14 protein-coding genes and 1 tRNA gene are annotated in these 13,042 nt (G+C 63.0%); 9 read left to right on the top strand and 6 right to left on the bottom strand.

Annotation, left to right across the window (positions count from 1 at the left end):
- The first annotated feature begins 50 nt into the window (after positions 1-50).
- From ACXAG6_RS07315 to ACXAG6_RS07300, 4 genes are all read left to right on the top strand, one after another.
- Positions 51-488, top strand: coding sequence for a hypothetical protein (locus tag ACXAG6_RS07315; RefSeq protein WP_475336541.1), 438 nt, complete (start codon positions 51-53; stop codon positions 486-488).
- Positions 485-844 carry a DUF4440 domain-containing protein gene (locus ACXAG6_RS07310; RefSeq protein WP_475336538.1) on the top strand — a complete coding sequence of 120 codons (360 nt, stop codon included), beginning with the start codon at positions 485-487 and terminating at the stop codon, positions 842-844. Before ACXAG6_RS07315 ends, ACXAG6_RS07310 begins: the two co-directional genes overlap by 4 nt.
- 118 nt (positions 845-962) lie before the next feature.
- Positions 963-2,357, top strand: coding sequence for a dihydrolipoyl dehydrogenase (gene lpdA / locus ACXAG6_RS07305; RefSeq protein ID WP_475336536.1), 1,395 nt, complete (start codon positions 963-965; stop codon positions 2,355-2,357).
- 149 nt (positions 2,358-2,506) lie between these two features.
- Complete coding sequence (locus tag ACXAG6_RS07300; RefSeq protein ID WP_475336534.1) at positions 2,507-3,352, top strand: tellurite resistance TerB family protein; 846 nt, start codon at positions 2,507-2,509, stop codon at positions 3,350-3,352.
- Positions 3,353-3,367: 15 nt separating this feature from the next.
- Here the strand turns inward: ACXAG6_RS07300 and ACXAG6_RS07295 are convergent, their stop codons facing one another.
- Together ACXAG6_RS07295 and ACXAG6_RS07290 are read right to left on the bottom strand one after the other, a co-directional pair.
- Positions 3,368-4,057 (bottom strand): GntR family transcriptional regulator, encoded by a 690-nt coding sequence (locus tag ACXAG6_RS07295; protein WP_140013273.1) that lies wholly within the window; start codon positions 4,055-4,057, stop codon positions 3,368-3,370.
- Positions 4,058-4,102: 45 nt separating this feature from the next.
- Positions 4,103-4,807, bottom strand: a complete 705-nt coding sequence (locus ACXAG6_RS07290) for a M48 family metallopeptidase (protein ID WP_475336531.1) — start codon at positions 4,805-4,807, stop codon at positions 4,103-4,105.
- Between the two features lie 130 nt (positions 4,808-4,937).
- Here ACXAG6_RS07290 and ACXAG6_RS07285 point away from each other — a divergent pair, with 130 nt between their 5' ends.
- The 3 genes from ACXAG6_RS07285 (at position 4,938) to ACXAG6_RS07275 (ending at position 7,073) form a co-directional block, all read left to right on the top strand.
- A complete protein-coding gene (locus ACXAG6_RS07285) occupies positions 4,938-5,270 on the top strand; it encodes a TIGR02300 family protein (protein WP_140013271.1) in 333 nt (110 codons plus the stop codon).
- 79 nt (positions 5,271-5,349) lie between these two features.
- A tRNA-Ala gene (locus ACXAG6_RS07280) sits at positions 5,350-5,425 on the top strand.
- Positions 5,426-6,041: 616 nt separating this feature from the next.
- On the top strand, positions 6,042-7,073 hold the full coding sequence (locus ACXAG6_RS07275) for a UDP-glucuronic acid decarboxylase family protein (RefSeq protein WP_475336529.1): 1,032 nt from the start codon (positions 6,042-6,044) through the stop codon (positions 7,071-7,073).
- Positions 7,074-7,396: 323 nt separating this feature from the next.
- Here the strand turns inward: ACXAG6_RS07275 and rpiB are convergent, their stop codons facing one another.
- The 4 genes from rpiB to choX form a co-directional block, all read right to left on the bottom strand.
- Positions 7,397-7,846, bottom strand: coding sequence for a ribose 5-phosphate isomerase B (rpiB, locus tag ACXAG6_RS07270; protein WP_475336526.1), 450 nt, complete (start codon positions 7,844-7,846; stop codon positions 7,397-7,399).
- A gap of 107 nt (positions 7,847-7,953) precedes the next feature.
- On the bottom strand, positions 7,954-8,991 hold the full coding sequence (gene choV / locus ACXAG6_RS07265) for a choline ABC transporter ATP-binding protein (protein WP_475336524.1): 1,038 nt from the start codon (positions 8,989-8,991) through the stop codon (positions 7,954-7,956).
- A complete protein-coding gene (choW, locus tag ACXAG6_RS07260) occupies positions 8,988-9,827 on the bottom strand; it encodes a choline ABC transporter permease subunit (RefSeq protein ID WP_140013261.1) in 840 nt (279 codons plus the stop codon). The genes choV and choW overlap by 4 nt, the downstream gene beginning before the upstream one ends.
- A 111-nt stretch (positions 9,828-9,938) precedes the next feature.
- Positions 9,939-10,859 carry a choline ABC transporter substrate-binding protein gene (gene choX / locus ACXAG6_RS07255; RefSeq protein WP_140013260.1) on the bottom strand — a complete coding sequence of 307 codons (921 nt, stop codon included), beginning with the start codon at positions 10,857-10,859 and terminating at the stop codon, positions 9,939-9,941.
- 99 nt (positions 10,860-10,958) lie between these two features.
- On the opposite strand from choX, the gene betI reads away from it, so the two are divergent.
- Both betI and betC read left to right on the top strand, forming a co-directional pair.
- Positions 10,959-11,531: a transcriptional regulator BetI gene (betI, locus tag ACXAG6_RS07250; RefSeq protein ID WP_475336520.1), complete on the top strand. Its 573-nt coding sequence runs from the start codon at positions 10,959-10,961 to the stop codon at positions 11,529-11,531.
- Positions 11,528-13,036, top strand: coding sequence for a choline-sulfatase (gene betC / locus ACXAG6_RS07245; RefSeq protein WP_475336518.1), 1,509 nt, complete (start codon positions 11,528-11,530; stop codon positions 13,034-13,036). Before betI ends, betC begins: the two co-directional genes overlap by 4 nt.
- The last annotated feature ends 6 nt before the right edge of the window (positions 13,037-13,042 follow it).

Raw genomic sequence — 13,042 nt, 5'->3', positions numbered from 1 at the left:
GCCGGTCATCCCATGCTCTTGCTGTGGGTGCCAATCGGTAAATCGCACGCATGACTCTGCTCACCCGTGCCGAAACCTTCGCCTTCTCGCCCGATACAGCGAGCGGGTTGCGGTCTGCCGGATTCACGCTGGGTGTGCTCTCCATTGTTGGCGTACTGGCCCTTGGCACCTTTGGGGGCGGGGGCTTTCAGCCGTGGTTGCTGATTTTCGCAGCGCTCGCTTTTCTGCCAGCGCTCCTGTTGCTCGCATTGTCCCGCACCCTGCCCGCCCGGAGGCCTGTTTCGGTGTTGCTGATCTGGGCCATCTGCGGCTTTTCCTTCCTGCTCATCCGCCGGACTCCGAGCGTGGGCGAGGGCATCGAGCCTCAATGGCTCATCACCCCGCTGGTCTGGATCGTCGCCGCGGTGGAGCTGGTGCTCGCCCTCGCGCTGGCGTGGTTCGCGTGGCACCTCTACCGCAAGGGCGCCTTCAGCGGGGTGCCGGAATGACCGATTTCGCCGCGCTGGAAAACGCCATCTGGGCCGCCGCCTCCGCCTATGACCGCGCCGCCATCGAGCGGCTGCTGGCACCCGAGTTCTTCGAGTTGTCGCGCTCGGGCCGGAAGTACACCCGCGAAGAGCTGCTGACCGACACCTCCGAGGGTCGCCCCTCCGAGCACCGCTTGCACGAGCTGGAGAGCCAATCCATCGCGCCCGGCATCACCCTCGTGACCTACACCTCCGAAACCCGCTACCCTGACGAGGTCCAATGGGCCGCCGGCTCCACCCTCTGGGCCGAAACGCCCGAGGGCTGGCAGGCCCGCTTCCATCAGGGCACACCGCTGCCCGAGGGCGGCCTGTCATGAGCGGGCGTCGCGTTAACGAATTCACCCGAAAATCGCATATGTCGGATGACATCTGCATGGGTTGTGCATGGATTGTGCATCAGTTCTGCATGCCCCGAATCTTGGTAAAGGAGAGCCCATGTCCTCTTATGACGTGATCATCATTGGCGCCGGTCCCGGCGGCTACGTCTGCGCCATCCGCTGCGCCCAGCTCGGCATGAAAACCGCCGTTGTGGAGGGCCGGGAGACGCTGGGCGGCACCTGCCTCAACGTCGGCTGCATCCCCTCCAAGGCGCTGCTCCACGCCTCGCACCTGCTGCACGAGGCAGAGCACAATTTCGCCGAGATGGGCCTCAAGGGCAAAAGCCCCTCCGTCGACTGGCCGCAGATGAAAGCCTACAAGCAAAAGACCGTTGACCAGAACACCGGCGGCATCGAATTTCTGTTCAAGAAGAACAAGATCGACTGGCTGAAGGGCTGGGGCTCTATCCCCGGGGCGGGCAAGGTGAAGGTGGGTGACGAGACCCACGAGGCCAAGCACATCATCATCGCCACCGGCTCCGAACCTGCGAGCATCCCCGGTGCCGAGGTGGAGATTGACGAGAAGGTCGTTGTCACCTCCACCGGCGCGCTGGAGCTGGGCAAGGTGCCCGGTGAGATGGTCGTTGTCGGCGGCGGGGTGATCGGGCTGGAGCTTGGCTCGGTTTATGCCCGGCTCGGATCCAAGGTGACGGTGGTGGAATTCCTCGATGCCATCACCCCCGGTGCCGATGCCGAGGTTGCCAAGAATTTCCAGAAGATCCTGAAAAAGCAGGGGCTTGAGTTTGTCATGGGCGCCGCCGTCAACAAAGTGGAGACCAAGGGCAACAAGGCCACGGTGCATTACAAGCTGCGCAAGGACGAGAGCGCCCACGAGCTGAAGGCCGACACGGTGCTGGTGGCCACGGGCCGCAAGCCCTACGTCGACGGGCTGGGACTGGACGAGCTGGGCGTGAAGATGACCAAGCGCGGGCAGGTCGAGGTGGATGACCACTTCCAGACCGCCGTGAAGGGCGTTTATGCCATCGGTGACGCGATCCCCGGCCCGATGCTCGCCCATAAGGCCGAAGACGAGGGCACCGCGCTGGCCGAGATGCTGGCGGGCCAGAAGCCGCATATCAACTACGGGCTCATTCCGGGCGTCATCTACACCGCGCCAGAGGTGGCGAGCGTGGGTGAAACCGAGGAGACGCTTAAGGAGAAGGGCAAGGCCTATAAGGTTGGCAAGTTCCCCTTCATGGGCAACGCGCGGGCCAAGTCGGTGCATCAGGCCGAGGGTTTTGTGAAGATGCTCGCCGACAAGGAAACCGACCGCATCCTCGGCTGCCACATCATCGGCCCCTCGGCGGGTGAGCTGATCCACGAGATCTGTGTGGCGATGGAATTTGGTGCCTCGGCAGAGGACGTGGCCCGCACCTGCCACGCTCACCCGACCTTCTCCGAAGCCGTGCGCGAGAGCGCTCTGGCCTGCGGCGACGGGGCCATCCACGCCTGAGGCTCACCCCTGCTGAAACAGGGCCGCGGTGGCAGCACCGCGGCCTTTTTCGTGCTCAAGTTGCGCCCCACGCCCGCCCAAATCGGCTGTTAACGCTTATGGCAAGGAATGGGCCAAAGAGCCCGGATTGTTGAGTAAAGCGAGAGGACATGTCGATGCGCAAGTTCGGGATGGTTGCGGCCGCCGCCGCCCTGGTCCTGACGGCCAGTTCGGATGAAGCCCAAGCACGCCGTGGTGGCGGGGCGATCTGGATGGAAAGCCAGCAGTTGCACTTCGTCGCGCCGACGAACATCAGCTCGGGCAACGGCAATGCAATGGCGTTATGCCACCTCAGCACCAAGCATCACATCTTTCAGATCGGGTTCTGGCGCAGCATGAACGGCTACGCGCTTTCCTACGACGGTTGCAATGGTGAGCGGTTCGTTCCGGTCGATACCGCCCGGATGGAGCGGATGATTGCGGCCGGTGACGTGCCCACAGGCCTGCCCGCCGAGCCGAAGATGCAGACCGCCCAGCTTGTGACAGGCTTCGCCGGCTCTGCCGCTCTTGGCGCCACCTTCGGGCTGTTCGGCCTGCTCAAAATGCTCCGTACCGCCGGGCGCCGCCGTCGCCGCAATGCGATGACAGGCGCGGGCGGCTTTGCCCAGCGGGTGCTGGACGTGATGTGCCATGCTGCAAAGGCCGATGGCGTGGTGGACCCGGAAGAGGTGAAGCTGATCGCCTTCGCCAGCGAAAAGCTGACCGGCTCAGCCTACTCGCCCGACCAGATCGAGCGGCTCATCGGGATGGCGGGCACCAAGGTTTCGGACGATGACTTCAAGGCTTTTGGTGATGGTCTCAATGCCAGCCAGCGCGAAACCCTGATGCGTGGTGCGCTGATGGTGACTGTTTCGGATGGCACGATCAGCCACTCGGAAAAGGGCTTTCTGGCCCGGCTGGCCGCTTCGCTGGGCATCTCCGCGCTCGAGATGCAGAGTATGCTGCGGAGCCTCTGAGCGCCGCCAACACCCTCAGCTGGCCAGCATCCGCAGACCGCCCGTTACATCCGAGCGCACCGCCAGTCGCAAGCCCGGCTCGTCGCCCGCCTTCAGCGCTGCCACGATCAGCCGGTGGTGGCGCGGCACCTCGGTGCGTCGCAGCCTGTCATAAAGCAACCGCATGGTCGGCCCCAACTGGAGCCAGACGGTTTCAGCCAGAGCCAGCATCGCCGGGGCCTGCGCCCGCAGGTAAAGCGTGCGGTGAAACTCCAGATTGGCGCGGATATAACCCGCCGCATCGCCCCGCGCCGTAACCTCAGCGATCGTCGCGTTCACCGCTTCCAGCCGCTCGATCAGCGCGATATGGGCGCGAGGCAGGGCGCGGGTGGCCAGTTCGGGCTCCAGCAGCGCACGAATCGCGGCCAGTTCCTCGATCCGGTCGTTCGTCAGCACCGGGGTGGACACACGGCCCGAGGCCGAGAGCGTTAGCGCTCCTTCCGCTGCCAGCCGCCGCACTGCCTCCCGTGCCGGTGTCATCGACACGCCGAACTCTTTGCCGACACCCCGGAGGGTTAGCGCGTGGCCGGGCAAGAGCTCGCCATGCATGATCCGGGTGCGCAGGGCGCGGTAGACGCGGTCATGCGCGGCGGTCGCGGCACCGGAGGGCGCGGGAGCACCACGGCTGGGAGGGGCGGCATCTGCGGGGGGCGGTTGGATTAGCATGGCGCAACCGTGATCACGAATCTGCGGCCCGTCAACGGCAAACGGCTATCCCTTGAAGCCATAGCGGTGAAGCGCCGCACCCTCTTGGCGAAGCCAGCGGCGCGGTGCCTCATAGCCGGGGCAAAGCCGGGCGCAGGCGGCCCAGAAGCGCGGTGAGTGATCCATATGGGCAAGATGAGCCACCTCATGGGCGGCGACATAGTCGAGCACCTCCGGCGGGGCGAGGATGAGGCGCCACGAGTACATCAGGTTGCCCTCATGGCTGCATGAGCCCCAACGCGAGCGGGTATCTCGCAGGGTGATGCGGCCGTGGGGGCGGCCCAGCGCGGCGGCGTGCCGGCTTGAAGCTTCGGCAAGGCGCTCGCGGGCGATCTCGCGCAGGAAGGCCCCTAGGCGTGCGGGCAGGCGGGTGGCCCCTTCGGGCACCAGAAGCTTTTGAGCCTCAAGGCTTATCCGCCGCACCGGCGCAGCCTCGATACGGCGCAGCACCCCCTCGACCGGCAGCTCTGCGCCCAGCTCCACCGGCACGAAGGGGGCCTGCTCGGCCAGCCTTTCGCGGATCCACCCGGCCTTCTCGGCGGCAAAGCTGCGGGCCTCCCGCTCGGGGGCGAAGCGCGGCATGGTGAGCGTCACCCGGCCATCAACGCCCGACACCCGGAGCGACAATCGCCGCGCGCGCGCCGAGCGCCGCAGCGTAACCTCCACCTCGGCCTCGCCCGGTCCCTGCCCCGGCAATGTGATCCTGCCCATGCCCCTGCCCCTTTTGCCCGGCACCAACCTAGCCCGCCGCTGCCCGGCAAGAAAGGCCGATACCCCCTTTACAGGCCCGCCGGGGCATGGCATTGGCCCCGCTCGAACCCCGAAGCATGTGAGGATTTCGATGCCTAAGGAAGAATGGGGCGTCAAGCGCGTCTGCCCGACCACCGGCAAGCGGTTTTATGATCTGGGTAAAGACCCGATCGTAAGCCCCTACACCGGCGAAGTCGTGGTGCTGGATACCGGCAGCAAGGCCCGCTCTGCGCTGAAGGGCGACAAGCCTGATCCGAAGTCTGTGGAGACTGAGGAAGAAGATGCCGATATCGCCGTGCTCGACGACGATGATGATGACGACAGCGATGTCGATCTTGGCGATGACGTTCTGGAAGATGACGACGACGACGATGTGTCGCTCGACGATATCGCCGACGTTGCGTCGGACGAAGAAGAGAGCTGAGGCGACGTCGGGAAATGTGGCGGGTGGCGATATTTTCGCTTGATCCCCCCGCCGCGATTCCCTAAACGTCCGCCTCACCGGGGCCTTAGCTCAGTTGGGAGAGCGCTTGCATGGCATGCAAGAGGTCAGGGGTTCGACTCCCCTAGGCTCCACCATTTCCCCTCTTCGGTATTTTCTGTCCTGATGGGCTTGCTGTGACCTTGTGCGGCCGCTTGCGCTGGCGTGCAGGGCTTCCTTATTGCTTCGGGCCGGAATGGTCATGCACGGTCAGGCGCGCGGATCTGGCGTTCGATGGCGGGATTGCTCGTCGCGCCAAAGGTCTCAAGGGTCGCAGCTAGACAGGCCGTCGGGGCGACTTGAGGTGGCGCTGGCGGCCATCATGCAATCATGGCTGACCGTGTGTCCCACTAACCTGCAAGAATCACTCAATTTTTGACCTGGGCTGCAAGACCAACACCCTGAGGTTGGATCAACGCCAAGATGCCACCCTGCGCGTGTTATCCTTTCCTTTGTGGCACGTCCCTTTTCGTCAGGGGCCCCTGTGCGGCGACCTGTCAAGGCTATGAAACAAAGACAATAAACCGACACTTACTTGATTTCCCGGTACCCGCTGCAAACTCACCCCAAACAGCAAAAAAATGCTATAGTCATACCAAGGACTCGTGCCGAAAGTTTGCTGCGGTCAGCGATTGTTCAGGTTAGACGATACTATTTTTCAAGTTCCCGTTTTCTCGGGATCCCCGTTTCGGGGGAACTATTTGAGGGGCTATAATGCTGCATATTCAACCAGGGCCTAAGGACAAAATCCGTTCGAGCGAAAATACACCAGAGCACCGCATCATCGTTGCTGGTGGTGCCGGGTTCATTGGCTCGCACCTCTGTGACCGATTGATAGACGCAGGTCATTCCGTGCTGTGTCTGGATAGCCTGATGACAGGCAGCATGGACAATATTGCCCACCTGGCCAGCCATCCGCGATTTCAGTTCCGGCGGCATGATGTAATTGAGCCTGCCATCGTGAAAGGCCCTGTGGCCGAGATTTACAACCTCGCGAGCCCGGCCTCTCCGCTGAAGTATCAGGAAGACCCGATACACACGTTCAAGACGTCCGTCTGGGGGGCATTGAACCTGCTGGAACTGGCCCGTGAAAAGGGCGCACGGATTTTGCAGTCGTCCACCTCCGAGGTTTATGGCGACCCGACCGTTAGCCCGCAGCCAGAAAGCTACCATGGCAATGTAAACACGACGGGCCCACGGGCCTGCTACGATGAGGGCAAGCGCGCTGCTGAAACGTTGTTTTACGAGATGTCGGCGCGGCATGGTGTGGAGGTTCGGATTGCGCGGATCTTCAACACCTACGGCCCGAGGTTGCAGGCGGGCGACGGGCGGGTCGTTTCCACCTTCATTGATCAGGCCCTCGACGGAGCACCGTTGACCATCAATGGGGACGGAAGCCAGACACGCTCGTTTTGCTATGTAGACGACCTGGTAGAGGGGCTGATGCGGCTGATGGCCAACGATGAGGTGGGCTCTGCGCCGGTCAACCTCGGCAATCCCGATGAGCGCAGCATTTCGGATGCCGCTGCGCTGGTGCTGACCGCAACTGGCTCGAAGTCGGAACTGACATGGCGGGCCATGCCGCAGGATGATCCACTGCGCCGATGCCCTGATATTTCCCGCGCTCAAGAGCTGCTGGACTGGCGCCCCACCGTCTCTTTTGAGGAGGGCCTGCAACGTATGATCGCCCATATGGTCTCCGAGCGGGCGCGACAAAGGCCGGCAGCCGGTGGTGGTGCCTCGTGAGGTGACACAGGCCGCACATACGCCCCTGCGGAACGCCATGCTCGCTCCGCTGATCGGCTCGCCCCGGCGGCGTATGGCCTACTTGGTCGTAACGCTGCTCTGGGTGGCTTCGGCAAACAGGTATGTTCGCCCTCCGATGGCGTCGCCAAGTTCTGCGGGTACATAAACTAACCTTTGGCTGGACGCTGGCGCGTAACATCCCGGCCGGGATACGGCCGGGATGCAATGCTTCGAGCGATTATGCGCGCTTTGGTTGGGGCACTGACCGGAAACCGCCGCTTGTTCGGCGGTGACTTCAGGGCGCGATCAGCCCCTTCGCTGCCTCAGCTTTCAGGCCCCTCAATCATCTCGACCCGCATTGCGTGGCGACCGCCTTCAAACTCCGCGTCGAGGAAGGCATCGACGATATCAAGCGCCAGCCCCTCGCCCACCACACGGGCACCGACGGAGAGGATGTTGGCGTCGTTGTGCTGGCGGATCATCCGGGCCGAGAAAGTATCGGCGCAGACACCGCAGCGCACGCCGGGCACCTTGTTGGCAGCCATCATAATGCCCTGCCCGGTGCCACACAGAATAATTCCCAGCGCGCAATCGCCAGAAGCCACCTGACGCGCCGCCGCCTGCCCGTGCTTGGGGTAATGCGTGCTCTCTGGCGTGGTCGGCCCGATGTCGACCACCTCCCAGCCTTTCCCGGCAACATGGGCGGCGATGGTCTGGCGCAGCGCAATGGCGGCGTGGTCGCTGGACAGGACGATACGTTTGTTGGCGGACATGGCGGCTTTCCCTTGCGTGGCGCTGCGACGGCCCTTGGGCGGGCCATCTTTGGCGCGAAAATACCCAAGGGCGCGGCAAGGTCCAGCGTGTCGTGTAGAGGGCCGCGTCAGCCCGTTGGGGTGATATCGCGCTCTGTGAGGCCCGCCAAAATGTCATCCTTCGAGAGCTGGCCGACGAGCGCGCCGTCTTCCGTAACGCCGACCGGCTCAGCCTGCGCCGTCACCGTCTCCAGACCGTCCCGCACGAGGCTGTTGGCGTCGATGGTGACGGATGGAGCGCCGACGGCGGGCTGCATCAGGTCGCGCGCGCGAAGCACGCCGAGGGGATTCATGTGCTGAACAAACTCGGCGACGTAGTCGTTCTTCGGGTCGCGGAAGATGTCTTGCGGTGCGCCGGTTTGCACAATGCGCCCGCCTTCCATAATCGAGATATTGTTGCCGAGCTTGAAGGCTTCGTCGAGATCATGGCTGACGAAGATAATGGTGCGCTTGAGGCGCTGTTGCAGCTCCAGAAGCTCATCCTGCAGCTTGGACCGTATGAGCGGGTCGAGCGCCGAAAATGGCTCGTCCATCAGGAGAATCGGAGCATCGGTGACAAAGGCGCGTGCAAGGCCGACGCGTTGCTGCATCCCGCCCGAAAGCTCGCCCACCTTGCGCTCGGCCCAGTCGGTGAGGCCGACCAGATCAAGCTGTTCGTCGATCTTGGCATCGGCCTCGGCCTTTGGCATTCCAGCCAGTTCCAACCCTAGTCCGACGTTTTCACGCACCGAGCGCCAGGGCAGCAGGCCAAACTGCTGAAAGACCATGGCCACGTGGTGCATGCGGATGCGGCGGAGCGTGGGTTTGTCGGCGTTGGTCACGTCGACCATGCTTTGGCCGTCGTTCACATGAACCGCGCCACGCACCACCGGGTTGAGCCCGTTCACCGCGCGCAGCAGGGTGGATTTGCCAGAGCCGGACAGGCCCATGAGCACGAGAATTTCGCCCTCATTCACGTCGAGTGAACAGTTGTGCACGCCAAGCACCTGGCCGGTGGCCTGCTGGATCTCGCCGCGCTCATGGCCCTCGTCCATCAATGGCAGGGCGCGGTTTGGCTTGTCGCCAAAGACGATGGAGACATTGTCGATTTTTACCGCTGTAGTCATTTGCGTGCCCCCACGTTGAGCATCCGGTCAAGCATGATGGCGACCACGACGATGACAAAGCCGCTTTCGAAGCCCAGCGCCGTGTTCACCTGCCCGAGCGCGCGCATCACCGGCACGCCAAGGCCGTTGGCGCCCACCAGCGCGGCGATGACGACCATGGAGAGCGAAAGCATGATGGTCTGGTTCAGGCCGGCCATGATCTGCGGGAAGGCATAGGGAAGCTCGACCTTCCAGAGCGTCTGCCGCGGGGTGGCACCGAAGGCGCGAGCGGCTTCCAGCAGGGTTTGCGGGGTCGAGGCAACGCCAAGGTAGGTGAGCCGGATCGGGGCTGGCAGCACGAAGATGACCGTGGCGATGAGGCCCGGCACCATGCCGATGCCGAAGAAGACGATGGCCGGGATCAGGTAGACGAAGGTGGGCAGGGTCTGCATCAGGTCGAGCACCGGGCGCAGGTAGGTATACATCTTGGGCCGGTGGGCGGCGGCGATCCCGATGGGCACGCCGATGGCCATGCACACGAGGCAGGCCGAAAGCACAAGCGTGAGGCTTTCGGTGGTTTCCTCCCAGTAGCCCTGATTGAGGATGAAGAGGAAGCCGAGGAAGACGAAGAGGCAGACTTTCCAGCTTTTCTGGAGAAACCATGTGGCGACGACGAAGGCGGCGATGACGATGATCGCGGGCGGCTCCTGCATAACCCACAGAATGGCGTCGATCATGGCTTCCATCACTGCGGCAAAGCCATCCAGCAACACTTCGCCATGGTCTCGTATCCAGTCGAAGACGACTTTTGCGCCCTTGCCGACAGGTATCTTGTACTCTTCCAGCCAGTCTTCCACTGCCCTTGTCTCCCTTCGTCTTCGGTTGGCCTAGCGCGCGCCGCGCTTGAATCAGTTGGCCAAAAGAGAACCGCCCGCGCGTGGCGGGCGGTTCGGTCTTAATATTTGCGATTAGAGGCCCAGCGCCGCGCTGACGGCGGCCTTGGCATCACTGCCATCCATCGCGGTCACGCCGTCAAGCCACGTGTCGAGCACATCGGCATTGGCCTTCAGCCACTCTTCGGTAGCGTCTTCCGGATCGGCACCATCATCGAGGATCTGGCCCATGATGCCGTTTTCCATCTCGAGGGTGAAATCCATGTTGGCAAAGAGCTTGCCGAGGTTCGGGCATTCTTCCGAGAAGCCTTTGCGGGTGACGGTGTGCACCACGCCCTCGCCACCAAAGAAGTCTTCGCCGCCGGGAAGATACTTCAGGTCGAAGTTGGCGTTCATCGGGTGCGGCTCCCAGCCGAGGAAGACAACATCCTGCTCGTCCTTATAGGCACGGGCGACCTGCGCCAGCATGCCCTGCTCGGAGCTTTCGACAACTTCCATATCGGCATCGCCGAGGCCCATCTTGTTCTCTTCGATCAGCGACACGAGGTAGGCGTTGCCCTCGTTGCCCGGCTCGATGCCGTAGATCTTGCCTTCCAGCGATTCGGCGAACTTGGCGATGTCGCCATAGCTCTGCAGGCCGCGCTCCCAGGTGTAGGCGGGCACGGCGAGGGTGTATTTGGTGCCTTCGAGGTTTACGTTGATCTGCTCGATCTCGCCCGATTCCAGGTAGGGCCCGATGGCGCCATTCTGGGCCGGCATCCAGTTGCCGAGGAACACGTCGACATCATCGCTCTCCAGCGAGGCGAAGGTGACGGGCACCGAAAGGATTTTTACGTCAACATCATAGCCCAGCCCTTCCAGCACGTGCTTAGCGGTGGCTGTTGTGGTGGTGATGTCGGTCCAGCCGACGTCAGACATGACGACGCTGTCGCACGCGGCAAAGGCCGAGGAGGCGGCACAAATAGCGAGGGCGGATACGGCTGCGGTGGTTTTCATAGGTGTCTCCCTGTTCTTCGGAGGTCTCGGTTCATTTATTGATTGACCAATCAAACAATGACCGATTATCCCCGTATTGCAAGCCTTTTGGAGTCGGCGATGAGTGTAGAACCCAAGCGCAGAGCCCAGTTGGTGGAAGCGACGATACATGAGATCGGCGCTATTGGCTCACTCGATGTGACCGTTGGCAAGATTGCCAAACGCGCCGGTGTTTCGGCGGCCCTTGCCTTCCACTACTTCGGCGACAAGGACAAGCTCTTCCTCGCCGCGATGCGCCATGTGCTCTCGGTCTACGCGGCCGAGGTGCGCGGGGCGCTGCTGGTGTCGGACGGTCCGCGAGAGCGGCTTGAGGGCATCCTGCGGGCCAGCTTCTCAAGCTGCAACTTCCGGGCGGATGTCATTTCGGCATGGCTTAACTTTTATGTGCTCGCCCGCCGCAATGACGAGGCAAGGCGGCTGCTTTCGGTCTATCACCGACGCCTGCGCTCCAACCTCCTGCATGGCCTGCGCCCGCTGGCCGACACCGCCGCGCCCGAAATCGCTGACCGAATCGGCGCGGTGATTGACGGGCTCTACCTGCGCTACGCCTCCAACCCTGACGATATGACCGGGCAAACAGCCACAGACCACGCCTTGGCGACCCTCTCGCACGAACTCGGAGCCCTCGCATGAGCCGCCCCAACTTTCTCATCATCATGGTCGACCAGCTGAACGGCACCCTCTTCCCCGACGGGCCCGCCGATTGGCTGCACGCGCCCAACCTCAAGCGGTTGGCGGCGCGTTCGACGCGGTTCAAAAACGGCTACACCGCCTCGCCGCTCTGTGCGCCGGGCCGTGCCAGCTTCATGAGCGGGCAGCTTCCCAGCGTCACCGGCGTTTATGACAATGCCGCAGAGTTCCCCGCAGACCTGCCGACATATGCGCACCACCTGCGCCGCGCGGGCTATCACACCTGCCTTTCCGGCAAGATGCACTTCGTCGGCCCCGATCAGATGCACGGCTTCGAGGAGCGGCTGACGACTGACATTTACCCTGCCGATTTTGGCTGGACGCCCGATTATCGCAAACCCGGCGAACGCATCGACTGGTGGTATCACAACATGGGGTCGGTCACCGGCGCGGGCGTGGCCGAGATTTCCAACCAGATGGAATATGATGACGAGGTTGCCTACAATGCGACCCGCAAGCTCTACGATCTGGCACGCGGCCACGATGAGCGCCCGTGGTGCCTGACAGTCAGCTTTACCCACCCGCATGACCCCTACGTCACCCGCAAGCGGTTTTGGGACATGTATGAGGATTGCGAGCATCTGCTGCCCGAGGTAGGGGCCTTCGACTACGAAGAGCAGGATGCGCATTCCAAGCGCATTTTCGATGCCAACGACTGGCGCAGCTTTGACATTACTGAAGAGGATATCCGCCGCTCCCGCCGCGCCTACTTCGCCAACATCTCCTACCTCGACGAGAAGGTGGGCGAATTGCTCGATGTGCTTGAGCGGACCCGGCAGGAGGCCACGATCCTCTTTGTTTCTGACCACGGCGACATGCTGGGCGCGCGGGGCCTGTGGTTCAAGATGACCTTCTACGAAGGCTCCGCCCGGGTGCCGGTGATGATCGCCTCCCCCGAGATGGAGCCCGGGCTGGTGGAGGCGCCGGTGAGCAACATCGACATTTGCCCCACCCTCTGCGACCTCGCGGGCGTGAGCATGGAAGAGGTGATGCCTTGGACAGCCGGCGAGAGCCTCAAGCCGCTGGGGCAAGGGGTGGAACGGCAAAACGCGGTGGCGATGGAATATGCTGCCGAGGCCAGCTATGCGCCGCTCGTCTCGCTCCGCAAGGGCCGCTACAAGCTTAACCTCTGCGCGCTCGACCCCGATCAGCTCTTCGACCTTGAGGCCGACCCGCATGAGCTGGAGAATCTGGCAAGCAACCCGGCTCATGCCGAGGCCTATGCCGCGCTGAAGGCCGAAGCAGAGGCCCGCTGGGATTTGCCGCGCTTTGACGCCGAAGTGCGCCGCAGCCAGGCCCGCCGCTGGGTTGTCTACGAGGCGCTGCGCAACGGCGAATATTACCCGTGGGATTATCAGCCGCTGCAAAAGGCGTCTGAGCGCTTCATGCGCAACCACATGGATCTGAACACCGTCGAAGAAGACGCCCGCTTTCCGCGCGGCGAGTGAGATATC

The organism is Vannielia sp. ABF1_015 (genome assembly GCF_056160745.1).
This window is presented reverse-complemented; position numbering and strand designations above follow the sequence as displayed.

Excerpts from the sequence above, each read along its gene's own strand:
- ACXAG6_RS07315 (WP_475336541.1), top strand. The coding sequence starts at position 51 with ATGACTCTGCTCACCCGTGCCGAAACCTTCGCCTTCTCGCCCGATACA.
- ACXAG6_RS07310 (WP_475336538.1), top strand. The coding sequence starts at position 485 with ATGACCGATTTCGCCGCGCTGGAAAACGCCATCTGGGCCGCCGCCTCC.
- lpdA (WP_475336536.1), top strand. The coding sequence starts at position 963 with ATGTCCTCTTATGACGTGATCATCATTGGCGCCGGTCCCGGCGGCTAC.
- ACXAG6_RS07300 (WP_475336534.1), top strand. The coding sequence starts at position 2,507 with ATGTCGATGCGCAAGTTCGGGATGGTTGCGGCCGCCGCCGCCCTGGTC.
- ACXAG6_RS07295 (WP_140013273.1), bottom strand. The coding sequence starts at position 4,057 with ATGCTAATCCAACCGCCCCCCGCAGATGCCGCCCCTCCCAGCCGTGGT.
- ACXAG6_RS07290 (WP_475336531.1), bottom strand. The coding sequence starts at position 4,807 with ATGGGCAGGATCACATTGCCGGGGCAGGGACCGGGCGAGGCCGAGGTG.
- ACXAG6_RS07285 (WP_140013271.1), top strand. The coding sequence starts at position 4,938 with ATGCCTAAGGAAGAATGGGGCGTCAAGCGCGTCTGCCCGACCACCGGC.
- ACXAG6_RS07275 (WP_475336529.1), top strand. The coding sequence starts at position 6,042 with ATGCTGCATATTCAACCAGGGCCTAAGGACAAAATCCGTTCGAGCGAA.
- rpiB (WP_475336526.1), bottom strand. The coding sequence starts at position 7,846 with ATGTCCGCCAACAAACGTATCGTCCTGTCCAGCGACCACGCCGCCATT.
- choV (WP_475336524.1), bottom strand. The coding sequence starts at position 8,991 with ATGACTACAGCGGTAAAAATCGACAATGTCTCCATCGTCTTTGGCGAC.
- choX (WP_140013260.1), bottom strand. The coding sequence starts at position 10,859 with ATGAAAACCACCGCAGCCGTATCCGCCCTCGCTATTTGTGCCGCCTCC.
- betI (WP_475336520.1), top strand. The coding sequence starts at position 10,959 with ATGAGTGTAGAACCCAAGCGCAGAGCCCAGTTGGTGGAAGCGACGATA.
- betC (WP_475336518.1), top strand. The coding sequence starts at position 11,528 with ATGAGCCGCCCCAACTTTCTCATCATCATGGTCGACCAGCTGAACGGC.